Here is a 13,051-nt window from a genome sequence, read left to right on the forward strand (position 1 = left end):
GCAGTCTGAAATATAAAATATGTTACGTTTTTTAAAATCAGGGTCTAGTATTTCCTTGCTTTTATTTATTGCCGCTTCGTTTTTTTTTATTTATTCAAAAATAGAAAATCACTCCATCCCATTTGCCTGGGAATTAAGATATTTCCTTTTGGGAGAAAAATTAAATCAAGGATTCAGATTGTATCAAGATATTTTAGAAAATATAGCTCCTGCTTCAGCTGCCATCTATTCCTTGCTACATTTATTTTCAATACCTTTAAAATTAACTCCCCTAATCGCTATTGGTATTATAGGAATTCAAGGAATCATTTTTCAACTTACCATTCAAAAGTTTGATTTATTACCCAAATTGGGCTATTTACCTTTTATGCTTTATGTTTCCATGTTCTTTATTAGTATGGAATTATGGAGTCTTTCTCCCGCCCTTATGGGATTAACTTTTTTAATTTTAGCTTGGAATGAAATCGTTTATCAACAAAGAGGCTTACAAGCGAATGATCGTGTTTTCCTGATTGGCCTTCACTTAGGGCTTGCCAGTTTGTTTTTTTTTAGTTACGCATTTTTTTTATTGTGGGGACTTTATGCCTTAATTGCTTATACAGGAGTGAATTTTAGACAAATTATCTTATTTTTAGTAGGATTTATTTTTCCCTATTTAATTTCTATATCCTATTTAAATTATACTGAAAATTTAGGCTCATTATTTCAAGTATTTCAGGCCTCAGCTTTTCATTTTAACGTTATCAAATCAAAAGATTTATATCATATATTTATCAGTTATTTGCCAGGACTAACCATAGCTTTAATGGGCTTCTACATCCTTTTAAGCACTAATAAAATTCGAACAAACGCTAAAAAAGCCCAGCAAAGTAATTTTGCATGGATTATTTTAAGTATAATTCTACTTTTTACCCTTCCCAATTATTCAAGGTATAACTTGGTTTTCTTCATTCCAGGATTTTGTTTAATCGGGTTTCATATTTTTTTCCTTTTCAAAAAGCCATGGGCTCAAGAATTAAATATTTGGATTACTATTTCATTGCTATTTATTAGTCAACAAATAGAATTTAAACAAGACAAATCAGAATTTTTAAAACCAGGAAAACTCCCCTTGAAAAACGAAAAATTATTGATTTTAGGTCCTCAAATTGAAGAATATTTAAACAATAAAATGTCGGGACCCTTTATCAATTGGGAATTATCTAAAAGCCTTTTTGAAAACATCAATGATTACGAAAAGGTTATAACATTAACTGAATTGTTTGAAAAAAACCCGCCAACATACATTTTTGATCCAGAGAAAACTTTTAAAAGAATACAAACAAAAATTCCCAATATTGGTTTAAAATATCGGGAATTTGGTAATAATATTTTTAAAAGAGTTGATTAACAACAAGAGATTTTATTCACTCTTCCTTGGTGTCTTCCTCCCTCAAAAGGAGTTTCTAAAAAAGTATCTATACAGGCTTTGGCTTCTTCCAAGGAAATAAAACGAACAGGTAAGCACAAAACATTCGCATCATTGTGCTGACGAACTAATTTAGCCACTTCTGTATTCCAAGCTAATCCTGCACGAACACCTTGATGTTTATTCGCAGTTATAGCCACACCATTTGCACTTCCACATAACAACATTCCAAAAGTAAATTCACCTTTTTCAACTGCCTCTGCCACAGGATGAGCAAAATCTGGATAATCAACTGAATCTGCTGAATAGGTACCAAAGTCCTTCGCTTCTATTCCTTTAGAAGCTAAATGTTGAATTAAATCGGCTTTGTAATCAAAACCTGCATGGTCACCTCCAACGGCAAATGTAATAGTTGAATTCATAATCGTATTTTTTACAAAAGTACAATCTCTAGGATTTATACCCTAAAAATTCTTTAACTGAAAGAGTATTAAAGGTATTTTTTTTCAATAAGCCACCTTTTCTGGCAATTTCCACTCCATATTTCATATCCAGGATACCCTTTATTTCATGCGCATCTGGATTAATTGAAATCATAGCACCCTTTTCTTGAGCTTCATAAATAAATCGCCAATCTAAGTCAAGACGATAAGGACTAGCATTCAATTCAATCACCACTCGATTAGCTACACAGGCATCAATAATTTTACTCATTTGTAAAGGATACCCCTCTCGAGCAAGAAGTAAGCGACCCGTTGGGTGACCTAATATGGTAGTGTATGGACTTTCAATGGCTTTTAATAATCGAGGCATTGCCTTTTCTAAATCCATTTGCAAATTGGCATGCACGGAAGCAACTACATAATCGAAACTAGATAGTATGCTTGCATCATAATCAAGTGATCCATCAGGCAAAATATCGGCTTCGATACCCTTTAATATTTTTATATCATTTAGTTGGTTATTGAGTGCATCAATTTCCAAATGCTGATCAGCAATCCGCTCCGGTTTTAATCCACCGGCGTATGCTGCATATTGACTATGATCTGCAATTCCAAAATAGGATAACCCTATTTCCCTACAGGCCTCAGCCATTTCCAACAAAGAATTCTTCCCATCAGAATAAGTTGAATGATTGTGCACACAACCTTGTAAATCTTCAAAAGTGATTAAATCGTCAATTTGATATTTGCTGGCCCAATTCAATTCCTCTAATCCCTCACGCATATTGGGGATAATGAAGGGAATATTCAAAGCATCATAAATGGATTGTTCAGTTGAAAATGCTCCCTGCAATTTCATTTCATCAAAACCAATTAAAGCCAAATGAGCAGGATTTGAAGTCAATTTCAACGATTGAATAGCCCAATCTTTTTCCTCTACAAAATACAATTGAATCGGAATTAAATGGCCTTTTAGATTTCCTCTCCAGACAAATGGACTCGAATTTTGAAAATCTTCTTCTAATTCTTCTATTTCACTCAAAACTAAAGACGCACCAAAGCCACCATCCGACAATAACATAAAATCCAGGGAACTGATAATCTCGCAATTTCTACCTAATTCTCCAACGATTTGTACTTTTGAAAATTTGTTTAATAATAAAGTCGAAATATCTTCTGCCAAATGATGCCCTTTATCCAATCGAAGTTTGCTTGCATTTTGTTTTAGGAACAAAATATAATGCATTACATTCGACTGAATAGCCTCTGAAATTCCTTTGATTTGAACCAATTTCCCTTCTTCACAGGCAGCTAACAACTCATCTAATTCAGTAATTCCTAAATCGCGCCAAATAGCTTGAACTTTTTTAGGTCCTAGTCCTTTTATTTTCAGAAGATTTAAAAGTCCAGCTGGGGTTTGTTCCAATATGCCTTCTAAATCTGAACAGGTTCCCGTTTGAGCAACATCTCTTATGATTGAGATTACAACTTTACCCACACCCTGCAGAGCTAACAATTCATCTTCAGTAGCCTTAGCAATTGAATTTGGGAATTTATCTAATGCTCGAGTGGCAAAGGCTAAATTTTTACTTTTAAATTCATTTACTCCATGGAGATCCCATAGTTTCACCAACAATTCTAATTGATCAACAATGAACTCGTTTTCCATAGAATTTAGAATAAATTGATTTGGTTTGATTTCTGAAGGGCTCCCTCATGTTCTAATAACCATTTTTTTCTCCACAATTCACCACGATAACCTACTAAAGCGTTATTACTACCAATGATTCGGTGACAAGGAACAACCAATAAAATGGGATTTTGACCATTGGCATTTCCTACTGCTTGAGAAGCCTGAGATTGCCCAATTTGTTCAGCAATATCGCGATAAGACTTTGTTTCTCCAGCCGGAATTTCCAGCAGTGCCTTCCAAACCTTTTGTTGGAATTCTGTTCCGGCCGTCATATCCAATGGCAAATCCATTTGATAAGCTCCATTTTCGAAAAACTTTTCTAATTCACTTGTGATTTTAAATCCTAGAAAATCCAAAGTTTGATTCTCAGTGGCAGTTTCTCGATTCACAAACTGTAAAGAATTTACACCTTTTTCGGTGTATTGTATTTCTATGATCCCGATGGGAGATTGAAAGTATATTTTTTGTAACATAAGCTACAAAAATACCTGAACTTTCTAAATAATCAATTTCTCCTAAATTAATACCTTTAAAATAATTACAATATAAACCAATAGGTTCCAAGCATGCAAAATAATTAATCTAAAACCTACATTTCTTCATGTAAAATCAGTCCTCTTTTTAGCATTTCAAAATAATGCCCCATGGGTTCAAAAATAGTAATATTAGAACTTTTAGGTAATACTGATTTTACATTTTTATACAAATAATAAAATTTAATATAATTTTCTATTTCTGCATTTAATTTAAATTTATTTTCACATTGATTAAATTCAGGCATATTTCCCCCATGGGACCAAAAGGGTAAAACAAACCAATGGTTAAGTTTTTTGTTTTTTGAAATAGTATATAAACCACTTGTATTTTTAATGTTTTCTTTGATCTTAACTTCAATTATTTTATCCAAATCTCCAAAATATTCAAGTTGTTTTATTTGCCCAAAACTATTCACTTTGAAAACAAATATTCCAAAATTATTTTTACAAGTAATACTATCAGGGATAGGAACATTTTTAATTAGATCATTCATTAAGGTAATATAACAATGGTCTTCAAATTCATTATTAGGTTTTCCCTTGTAATAAAACGGAGAAAATTTGTTCATTTTACTAAAACTATTACCTTTAATTGGCTGATTTGATTGCCCCGATAATGTGAATAGATTTATAAAAATTAAGACACTAAAAAAATTGAACTGTTTCAAGCTAATTAATTTTATGTATAAACCTACATTTCTTCATGCAAAATCAGTCCTTTTCTTTCCATTTCATCTAAGTGTCCTTTATATCTTAAAATAGTAACTGAAGTGAAATTTGGCAGGGCAATTCTTAATTTGTTAATAATATCAAATAATTTATTACCGGAATCATTTTCATTTTTTATAATCTCATAATTTGGACAATTTCTACTTTCCTCAATCATATCTAATCCATTAGATTTAAATGGCAAAACAAACCAATGAAATTGTTCTTGAGAATTATATTTAGGTTTCACAAAACGGTTTTCAGTTTTTTGGATATTAAATTTAATTTTCTTCACAATTGAACTATCCAAATCTCCAAAATATTCTAGTTTTTCTATTTTACTATATTTATTAACCTTGAAAAGAAAAATACCAATATTATTTCGGCAAACAATATCCTGTGGGATAGGGACATTTTTCACTAAATTTTTTTCTAATGTAACATAACAATGGTTTTCAAATTCATTATTTGCCTTGGAATTATAATAAAATGGCGAATTTTTAGATATAGGTTTAAAATCTTCTAAACCTTTTTCTAGGTTAAATTCAAGAATTTGTCCCGAAACAATCGATCTAGAAATCAAATATATTACAATGAATAATATATTTTTTTTAATAACAATAGGATCCATGGATAAAAATAATTTAAAACTTACATTTCTTCATGTATAACTTGACCTTTTTTTTCCATTTCACGCAAATGTGATAATCCTCTCAAAACAGTAATAGATTTATTATTCTGAAGAATTTTATATTTTATATTTAAAACTTCATTAAATATTTTAATGTGATTTAAATACATTCGAACTTCCCCTTCAGATCGACAAAAGTTTACATCAAATCCCCAAGAAAAAAATGGCACAATAAACCAATGAAATTGTTCTTTATTTTTAATTTTAGGCAATACCCATTTTCCTTTTGTAGCTAAAATATTTTTGTTTATAGTTTGACGAATTGTGTCTGATATATTTCCGTAGCTATTTAAATTTAAAATATTTCCTGAGTTATTTACCTTAAAAATAAAATATTCAAAATCTAAACGACAATTTATGTCTTTGGGGATTGGAATATTTTTAATTAAATCTTCTTCTAAATATTTATAACAATGATCAAATTTTTCAGTATTAATTCTTTGATAATTATAATAAAATGCCTCTTTATGTGAAATAACTTGATAATTATTTAAGTTAAACAAGTCAATTTTTTGTGCAAAAACATTATCCTGAAAAATTAAATTCAAAATAACTAACATAAAAATTTTAGAATAAAATCTAAATCTATTTGCAGTAATCCCCATAGGTATGATTTTTATATTGATTAGCTTTAAATAAAATTACGTTTTGATCTGAAATTGGAATTCGTTTAAAATAATTAGTTTCAGTCAATCCACTTAAAATAATATCATTTGCATAATCTTTACAATTTGGATAAAATTTTACTAAAGAATTAACTGCAGTAAATAAATAATTTTTGGTCATTTGTTCATGCTCCCAATCAGACCCTCTGTTATTAAACATTTCAGTTAAATGTGCATGAATAACCTCATGAAAAATAATGGACATGATTTTTTCTTTTGAAAATTTTGGCAATTCATTATTATCTAAATAAATTTTATAAACATTTTCTTTTGATGTTTTTACAAATTCTCCATATCGATTATTTTGAGACAATGGTTTTTCATAAAAAGTCAAGTGAATAGTTCGACACAAATTAAATTGTTGTAACATATAAGTCATTTCATTTAATAAGTCATTATTATGTAATAATGTTTCCAAAACATTAGATAAACAAGGAGTACTTAATTCATTATTTACAAAAGTTGCTTTGCCAGAGATTTGCGCCAAAAATAATTCATTTGAATCCCCTCCTCCTCCGCCAGAAATTAAATCTGATGAAGAAATATTTATAAATCCAAAATTTTGCAATCTAATTGTTGGAATAATAAAATATACATTTCGCCCCAAAGTTGGTGCATAACAAAAAACTTCATCTAACATGGTGGCCTCCAGATTCTTTAAATGATTTAAACTGACATTCGTTATTCCCTTTTTATTAGCTAACGAGTTTAAATCTGTCTTTTGTGAGGATAAATTATCAATCACGTTCAAATCTTCATTTTGGGAACAAGAAAACAAAATGAAAATCAGAAAAATTGGTAGGATCCATAGTGGTGGTTGATACGCATTTTATAAGTGTTTAGGGTTTCATTTGTTGATACAAATTTTGACACCCCCCACTTATACGTTTACTTATATTTACTTATAAATTATATCGAATTCTATATAAATTATAAGTAAAAAATAGATTTGAATTGCAAACAAATCGTTAATTTTAAGAATCTAACTACTAATTATGAATAAACTATTCCTCGGACATAATATCCGTCAAAAACGACTTTTATTAGGAATTAAACAGGAAGCATTGGCTGCAGAAAGTCAAATGACCCAAGCCAATTTATCTCAAATTGAACAAGGAAAAATCTATCCTTGTTTGGAAAAACTTCAAAAAATTGCAGAAATTTTAGGTACAAGCATTGAAAACTTAAACGCACCTAGCAAAAGAAAACATATACTTTCTACATCAGAAAAACATGAAGAAAAATTACATGAAGATACCTTTAAACAACTGATTGATGCAAAAGATGAAATAATCAAATCTCAAATTCAAATAATCGAACTTTTAAAAACAGAATTAGTACGTTTAAAAACTATAAAAAACCCATAACTCATAACTCATAACCCATAACCCATAACCCATAACTCATAACCCATAACTAATAACCTATAACCCATAACCCATAACCCATAACCCATAACCCATAACTAATAACCTATAACTCAAATTTGATTCCTCACTAAATCCTCCATTGTCTCCCTCATTCTAATGATTCTCGCTTCACCTCCATCAACCAACACCTCCGCTGGTAAAAAACGAGAATTATAATGCGAGGCCATCGTGAAACCGTATGCACCTGCATTGGCCATAGCGATGATATCGCCTTCTTTGACTTCGTTTAATAAACGTTCGTTTTGCTTTCCTTTGAAGTCGAAAGAAAAAGTATCTGTTTCGCAAATATTTCCTACGACACGGTATTCTTCTTGCTTAGCCTCATCGGTATTCGATGCATTGAATATGTAATGATAAGAACCGTACATCATTGGTCGGATTAAATGGTTTAATCCGGAATTGATACCAAGGAATGTCTTTACAGGATCTCTTTTAACAACCGTTGCTTGGGTTAAAAATGTACCTGATTCTGAAACTAAAAACTTGCCTGGCTCCACCCAAAGAGTTAATTTCTTGCCATATTTTTGACAAAATTCTTGAAAGGCGTTCGACATCGCAGCACCCACTTCTTCCATATTTACACCCGGATCATTCGGTGCATAAGGCACTTTAAAGCCACCTCCTAAATCGATTATTTCTAGATCCTTAAAATCCTTTGCAAACTCAAAAACAGCCTCAGCTGCATCAATAAAGGTTTTTCCGTCTTTAATATCAGAACCGGTATGTTGGTGAAGACCAATGATTTTAATCCCGTATTTATTAACCAAATCCAAAATTTCAGCCTTTTGGTGAATAGAAATTCCAAATTTAGATTCTGGATGAGCGGTCATGATCTTCTCATTCCCACCACCAAAAATATGAGGTTTAATACGAATTAAGCAACCTTTGCTCGTACCATACTTTTGTCCAAATTTTTCCAAAACTGACAAATTATCCAAATTCACAATGGCTCCTTTTGAAACGGCAAATTCAATCTCAGAAAAATCTACTCCAGAAGGTGTAAAAGTAACTTGAGAACCATTATAACCAGCCAACAAAGCCAATTCTAATTCCTGAGGAGAAACAACATCAATTTCAACTTCTTCGGCACGCATTAAGCGTAAAATCGACAAATTTGTGTTTGCCTTACATGCATATTTAATTTTCAAATCAATATTCGAAAAACAGCTCTTTAAAACCGAGATTTTTTCCCTAATTTTGTCTGCATTGTACACATATAAAGGGGTACCAAATTGCTTTGCTAAATCTGTTAATTGAATACCTTGAATTGAATAATAAGCCATTACTTTTGAATTAAGCTACAAAGATACACAAATTGAAAAATATGAACCGTAAATTTTACACAAAAAGCACCCTAATCTTACTTTTTGCTTTATTTTTATCCGCTTCAATTTCTGCTCAGATTAAAAGTGGACCCATGTTGGGATACTCTGAAATGAAAGAAGTTTTGGTTTGGGTTCAAACCGAAAAAGCTGCAAAGGTAGAAATCAAATATTGGGATAAAGAGTCTGATGGAAAAACCAAATTCACTTCCGATGCAGTATTAACTGAAAAAAAATCGGGTTTCATTGCCAAAATAATTGCTGATCAAGTTTCTATGAGTAAAAAATACACCTATGAAGTTTGGTTGGATGGCAAAAAAATAAATTTTGATTATCCTTTAGAATTTCAAACCCAAAAACTTTGGCAATTCAGAACCGATCCACCTTCTTTTTCTTTCGTATTTGGTTCTTGTAATTACATCAATGAAGAGGCAACTGATCGTCCGGGAAGACCCTATGGCGGAGCAGATGAAATCTACAAAACGATTTATGATGCCAAACCAGATTTTATGTTGTGGGGTGGTGATAACTTTTATTATCGCGAGGCCGATTGGAACACTAGAACAGGCATGATGCACCGCAATACGCATTCACGCTCTGTAAAATCTATTCAACCATTATTAGCAAATACGCATCATTATGCCATTTGGGATGACCATGATTATGGTCCTAACGACTCTGATCGCTCTTGGGTAAATAAACATACAACCTTGGAAATGTTCAAATTGTTTTGGGGCAATCCAAATTTCACCTTTCCGAATGAAGCAATGACTGGTCAATTCCAATGGGGAGATGTAGAATTTTTCTTAATGGATGACAGGTGGTTTAAGGCTCCAAATGGTTTAGAAGACGCAACTAAAGATTATTGGGGACAAAAGCAAATGAATTGGCTTTTAGATGCTTTAACTACTAGCAAGGCTCCATTCAAAATTGTAGTGAATGGTGGACAAGTATTAAATCCAGCAAAGATTTTTGAAAATATGTCGAACTATGAGGCTGAAAGAAATCAATTATTAGCTGAATTACAAAAAAGAAAAATTGGCGGAGTAATCTTTTTATCAGGCGACAGACATACTTCAAGTTTTTGGAAATTAGACAGACCGGGGACATATCCCCTCTACGATTTAACGGTATCTCCTTTTACAGCCGGTCCAGCAGATGTACATGCTTTGGATAAAAATTCGGTTTTAGTTCCTGGAACTATGACTGCAAAAAGAGCGTTTTCTAAGTTATCTGTTAGTGGAGATGCAAAAAATAGAGAGTTGAAAATTCAATTATTTGATCATACAGGTGTAGAACTTTGGAATCAAATACTTAAAGCAAACGATTTAAAATAATGGAAGTACTATTAAAAAGAGTGGACGATGCCTTCCATTTTGAGGCAGTGGGTGGATCTGGCATTCCTGTTCAATTAGATGCTGCTGAAACGATTGGCGGACACAATGCTGGTGCCAGACCCATGGAATTATTGTTAATGGGATTAGGAGGTTGTACAGCAATTGATGTTATTTTGATATTAAAAAAACAAAGACAAATTGTAGAGGATTTTCAAATAAGATTATCAGGTGATCGGGTAAAAATAGAAGGTACAGAAAAAACTCCCTTTAGAGCCATCAACATTCAATTTGAATTGAAAGGCGAAGTGGATCCTCAAAAAGCCCAAAAGGCTATTACACTTTCCATGGAAAAGTATTGTTCGGCAACAGCACAATTGGAAAGTAGTGCAAACATCACTCACTCTTTAATGATTAACGGAGAAATTATAGCAGCATAAATGAAAGCATATTTAGATTTATTACGTCATATCAAAACCAACGGAACTTTTAAATCCGATCGTACGGGAACAGGAACAACAAGTGTTTTCGGTTACCAAATGCGTTTCAATTTGGAAGAGGGCTTTCCGCTTGTTACCACCAAAAAAACGCATTTAAAATCGATCATTTATGAATTATTATGGTTTTTAAAAGGTGAAACAAATATTGCTTATTTAAAAGAAAATGGAGTAAGTATTTGGGATGAATGGGCTGACGAAAATGGCAACTTAGGACCTGTCTATGGAAAACAGTGGCGTTCCTGGGAAGGTGCTAATGGCGAGGTTATTGACCAAATCAAAGAAGTAATACATACTCTAAAAACCAATCCTGATTCTAGAAGAATTATTGTAAGTGCATGGAATGTAGCCGAGTTACCCAAAATGGCCTTAATGCCTTGTCATTCTTTGTTTCAGTTTTATGTGGCAAATGGGAAACTTTCTTGTCAATTATACCAACGCTCAGCAGATGTATTTTTAGGGGTGCCATTCAACATAGCATCCTATGCTCTTCTAACGATGATGTTGGCCCAGGTTTGCGATTTAGGACTTGGGGATTTTGTTTGGACAGGTGGCGATACTCACTTATATTCCAATCACATGGAGCAAGTGGAGACTCAGTTAAGCAGAGAACCTAGAGCTTTACCTAAAATGAAATTAAATCCAGATGTTAAGGATATATTCGATTTCAAATTCGAAGATTTCACTTTAGAGGGCTATGATCCTTATCCGGGTATTAAAGCACCAGTTGCGGTGTAAGATGTATGAGGTAAGAGGTATGATGTATGAGGTAAAATGAAATTTTAAATTTGATTCCATCCTAAAATCTTAATTTTATAAATTTGTTGTTAGGAAATTCAAATGTTTTTTTGTTGGGGAAAACACTCCCCTTACCCCCTGCAATTTACAAGTTTTAAATAAAAAAAACTGATATTTTTTTTCCCAAGGTCTAAAAAATATAACCTCTTACCTCTTACCTCTGATTGGGTGCTGCTTTCAGAATATCACAATCTTTATACTCCTCATCTACAAAGATAAATACATCTTCTTTGGCCTTTAAGAACCATTCATCGATAGCAGTGTTTCTTTTACGACTTAGGGCAATACTTGAAATTTTCTGGTAATCATCCTTAAGATTTGCAAAGTGAGGTGCATGTTTTGCTTTAAAATAGATAATTCGCATTGCAGAACGGCCATCATCTGTACGGTAAGATTGTGGCACAGAAATTGTTCCTACTTTCATTGAATCAAGCGAGAAATATAAAGCAGGATCCATTGTGCTATCAAAAGCCATTTTTAATCCTCTAGTTTCAGGATCAATCATCATACCACCGGCATCTTGGGTAGCTTTATCCTCGGAAAACTCCTTCGCTGCCTTTTCAAATTTTAGGGTATCTCGTTGAATCAATACACGAATACTATCCAAAAACCTAGTAGGTTCGGTTAGATCTAATTTTTGGTAATCTGGTCGCAATAAAATATGACGAGCATGATACTCTTGACCTCTTTGTTCCAACATTTGAATTAAGTGAAATCCAAACTCAGATTCAACCACATCAGACATTTGATTCGGTTTTAATTTCACGGCAGCAGCCTCAAAAGGTGGAACCATTTGTCCACGTTTAGCAAATCCTAAATCGCCACCACGTTTACCTGAACCTAAATCTTCTGAAAAAACTTTCGCTAATTCTTCAAAGCTTTCGCCTTTTTCTACTCGTTTTTTAATGTCATTTAACTTGGTAACTAATTCCTGCTTTTGCTCTTTATTTGGCTGGGCTAAACGAACAATTTGCCCAACTTCCACTTCTGATGGTAAATATGGCAATGAATCGGTAGGAATTGAATTGAAGAATTGTTTAACTTCTTTGGGAGTTATCTTAATTGCTTCAGTAATCTTATCTTGCATTTTTCTACCAACCAATTGCTCTTTAATCGAACCACGTAAATCGTCCTTTAAAGTTGCAATAGATTTACCAAAAGCTTCAACTATTGCTTTTGAAGAACCATATTGATTTTCCATTTGCTCCATTCTAGAATTCAATTCTTGTTCAATACGCTTATCCTCTACCGTTACTGAATCTATTTCAGATTTAGCTAATAAAAGTTTATTGATAATTAAACCCTCCAATAATTGACAACGAGTTGGTGTATTAACAGGATCCGATGCCAAATAACGCTGGTATTGTAATTCTAAGTCAGATTTAAGGACAAAATAATTATCAACTTTGCCAATTATTTTATCCAACACTTCACCCTGCTTTTCGGCTTGTTTTTCTTCTTGGGCAAAAGCACTAAACAATGAAAAACACAACAAAAACAGGAAAATACTCTTAATTTTATTCATT

The 13,051-nt window shown here is 32.4% G+C and carries 14 protein-coding genes; 5 read left to right on the forward strand and 9 right to left on the reverse strand.

All coding sequences use genetic code 11. The annotated features are described in order from the left end of the window. Positions 1 to 19 precede the first annotated feature (19 nt). On the forward strand, positions 20 to 1,390 hold the full coding sequence (locus EOJ36_RS02730) for a hypothetical protein (RefSeq protein WP_127802482.1): 1,371 nt from the start codon (positions 20 to 22) through the stop codon (positions 1,388 to 1,390). On the opposite strand, the gene rpiB is transcribed toward EOJ36_RS02730, so the two are convergent. The 7 genes from rpiB to EOJ36_RS02765 all read right to left on the reverse strand — a co-directional run bounded on the left by rpiB (position 1,387) and on the right by EOJ36_RS02765 (position 6,889). Continuing rightward, positions 1,387 to 1,830: a ribose 5-phosphate isomerase B gene (gene rpiB / locus EOJ36_RS02735; protein WP_127802483.1), complete on the reverse strand. Its 444-nt coding sequence runs from the start codon at positions 1,828 to 1,830 to the stop codon at positions 1,387 to 1,389. The two genes, EOJ36_RS02730 and rpiB, sit on opposite strands and share 4 nt — an antisense overlap. Before the next feature lie 28 nt (positions 1,831 to 1,858). Further along, complete coding sequence (locus EOJ36_RS02740) at positions 1,859 to 3,520, reverse strand: DNA polymerase/3'-5' exonuclease PolX (RefSeq protein WP_127802484.1); 1,662 nt, start codon at positions 3,518 to 3,520, stop codon at positions 1,859 to 1,861. Between the two features lie 5 nt (positions 3,521 to 3,525). Then, complete coding sequence (locus EOJ36_RS02745; protein ID WP_127802485.1) at positions 3,526 to 4,017, reverse strand: methylated-DNA--[protein]-cysteine S-methyltransferase; 492 nt, start codon at positions 4,015 to 4,017, stop codon at positions 3,526 to 3,528. 116 nt (positions 4,018 to 4,133) lie between these two features. Continuing rightward, positions 4,134 to 4,748 carry a hypothetical protein gene (locus EOJ36_RS02750; protein ID WP_127802486.1) on the reverse strand — a complete coding sequence of 205 codons (615 nt, stop codon included), beginning with the start codon at positions 4,746 to 4,748 and terminating at the stop codon, positions 4,134 to 4,136. A gap of 23 nt (positions 4,749 to 4,771) precedes the next feature. Beyond that, entirely contained in the window at positions 4,772 to 5,419 is a 648-nt protein-coding gene (locus tag EOJ36_RS02755; RefSeq protein ID WP_127802487.1) for a hypothetical protein, read from the reverse strand. Between the two features lie 20 nt (positions 5,420 to 5,439). Beyond that, positions 5,440 to 6,084 (reverse strand): hypothetical protein, encoded by a 645-nt coding sequence (locus EOJ36_RS02760; RefSeq protein WP_127802488.1) that lies wholly within the window; start codon positions 6,082 to 6,084, stop codon positions 5,440 to 5,442. Further along, complete coding sequence (locus EOJ36_RS02765) at positions 6,065 to 6,889, reverse strand: hypothetical protein (protein ID WP_127802489.1); 825 nt, start codon at positions 6,887 to 6,889, stop codon at positions 6,065 to 6,067. The genes EOJ36_RS02760 and EOJ36_RS02765 overlap by 20 nt, the downstream gene beginning before the upstream one ends. A gap of 250 nt (positions 6,890 to 7,139) precedes the next feature. Here EOJ36_RS02765 and EOJ36_RS02770 point away from each other — a divergent pair, with 250 nt between their 5' ends. Next, positions 7,140 to 7,511: a helix-turn-helix domain-containing protein gene (locus tag EOJ36_RS02770; protein WP_127802490.1), complete on the forward strand. Its 372-nt coding sequence runs from the start codon at positions 7,140 to 7,142 to the stop codon at positions 7,509 to 7,511. A gap of 113 nt (positions 7,512 to 7,624) precedes the next feature. On the opposite strand, the gene lysA is transcribed toward EOJ36_RS02770, so the two are convergent. Further along, positions 7,625 to 8,857 (reverse strand): diaminopimelate decarboxylase, encoded by a 1,233-nt coding sequence (gene lysA, locus EOJ36_RS02775; RefSeq protein WP_127802491.1) that lies wholly within the window; start codon positions 8,855 to 8,857, stop codon positions 7,625 to 7,627. 41 nt (positions 8,858 to 8,898) lie between these two features. On the opposite strand from lysA, the gene EOJ36_RS02780 reads away from it, so the two are divergent. The 3 genes from EOJ36_RS02780 to EOJ36_RS02790 are packed head-to-tail and all read left to right on the forward strand — an operon-like array spanning position 8,899 to position 11,465. After that, positions 8,899 to 10,233, forward strand: a complete 1,335-nt coding sequence (locus tag EOJ36_RS02780; RefSeq protein WP_127802492.1) for an alkaline phosphatase D family protein — start codon at positions 8,899 to 8,901, stop codon at positions 10,231 to 10,233. Then, on the forward strand, positions 10,233 to 10,670 hold the full coding sequence (locus tag EOJ36_RS02785) for an OsmC family protein (protein ID WP_127802493.1): 438 nt from the start codon (positions 10,233 to 10,235) through the stop codon (positions 10,668 to 10,670). Before EOJ36_RS02780 ends, EOJ36_RS02785 begins: the two co-directional genes overlap by 1 nt. Continuing rightward, entirely contained in the window at positions 10,671 to 11,465 is a 795-nt protein-coding gene (locus tag EOJ36_RS02790) for a thymidylate synthase (RefSeq protein WP_127802494.1), read from the forward strand. A 214-nt stretch (positions 11,466 to 11,679) separates the two neighbouring features. Here EOJ36_RS02790 and EOJ36_RS02795 read toward each other — a convergent pair whose 3' ends face one another. Continuing rightward, positions 11,680 to 13,050, reverse strand: a complete 1,371-nt coding sequence (locus EOJ36_RS02795) for a peptidylprolyl isomerase (protein ID WP_127802495.1) — start codon at positions 13,048 to 13,050, stop codon at positions 11,680 to 11,682. Position 13,051 lies beyond the last annotated feature (1 nt).

This window comes from Sandaracinomonas limnophila (assembly GCF_004005965.1).
In the GTDB taxonomy this organism is placed as follows: Bacteria; Bacteroidota; Bacteroidia; order Cytophagales; family Spirosomataceae; genus Sandaracinomonas; species Sandaracinomonas limnophila.

Excerpts from the sequence above, each read along its gene's own strand:
- EOJ36_RS02730 (WP_127802482.1), top strand. The coding sequence starts at position 20 with ATGTTACGTTTTTTAAAATCAGGGTCTAGTATTTCCTTGCTTTTATTT.
- rpiB (WP_127802483.1), bottom strand. The coding sequence starts at position 1,830 with ATGAATTCAACTATTACATTTGCCGTTGGAGGTGACCATGCAGGTTTT.
- EOJ36_RS02740 (WP_127802484.1), bottom strand. The coding sequence starts at position 3,520 with ATGGAAAACGAGTTCATTGTTGATCAATTAGAATTGTTGGTGAAACTA.
- EOJ36_RS02745 (WP_127802485.1), bottom strand. The coding sequence starts at position 4,017 with ATGTTACAAAAAATATACTTTCAATCTCCCATCGGGATCATAGAAATA.
- EOJ36_RS02755 (WP_127802487.1), bottom strand. The coding sequence starts at position 5,419 with ATGGATCCTATTGTTATTAAAAAAAATATATTATTCATTGTAATATAT.
- EOJ36_RS02760 (WP_127802488.1), bottom strand. The coding sequence starts at position 6,084 with ATGGGGATTACTGCAAATAGATTTAGATTTTATTCTAAAATTTTTATG.
- EOJ36_RS02770 (WP_127802490.1), top strand. The coding sequence starts at position 7,140 with ATGAATAAACTATTCCTCGGACATAATATCCGTCAAAAACGACTTTTA.
- lysA (WP_127802491.1), bottom strand. The coding sequence starts at position 8,857 with ATGGCTTATTATTCAATTCAAGGTATTCAATTAACAGATTTAGCAAAG.
- EOJ36_RS02780 (WP_127802492.1), top strand. The coding sequence starts at position 8,899 with ATGAACCGTAAATTTTACACAAAAAGCACCCTAATCTTACTTTTTGCT.
- EOJ36_RS02785 (WP_127802493.1), top strand. The coding sequence starts at position 10,233 with ATGGAAGTACTATTAAAAAGAGTGGACGATGCCTTCCATTTTGAGGCA.
- EOJ36_RS02790 (WP_127802494.1), top strand. The coding sequence starts at position 10,671 with ATGAAAGCATATTTAGATTTATTACGTCATATCAAAACCAACGGAACT.
- EOJ36_RS02795 (WP_127802495.1), bottom strand. The coding sequence starts at position 13,050 with ATGAATAAAATTAAGAGTATTTTCCTGTTTTTGTTGTGTTTTTCATTG.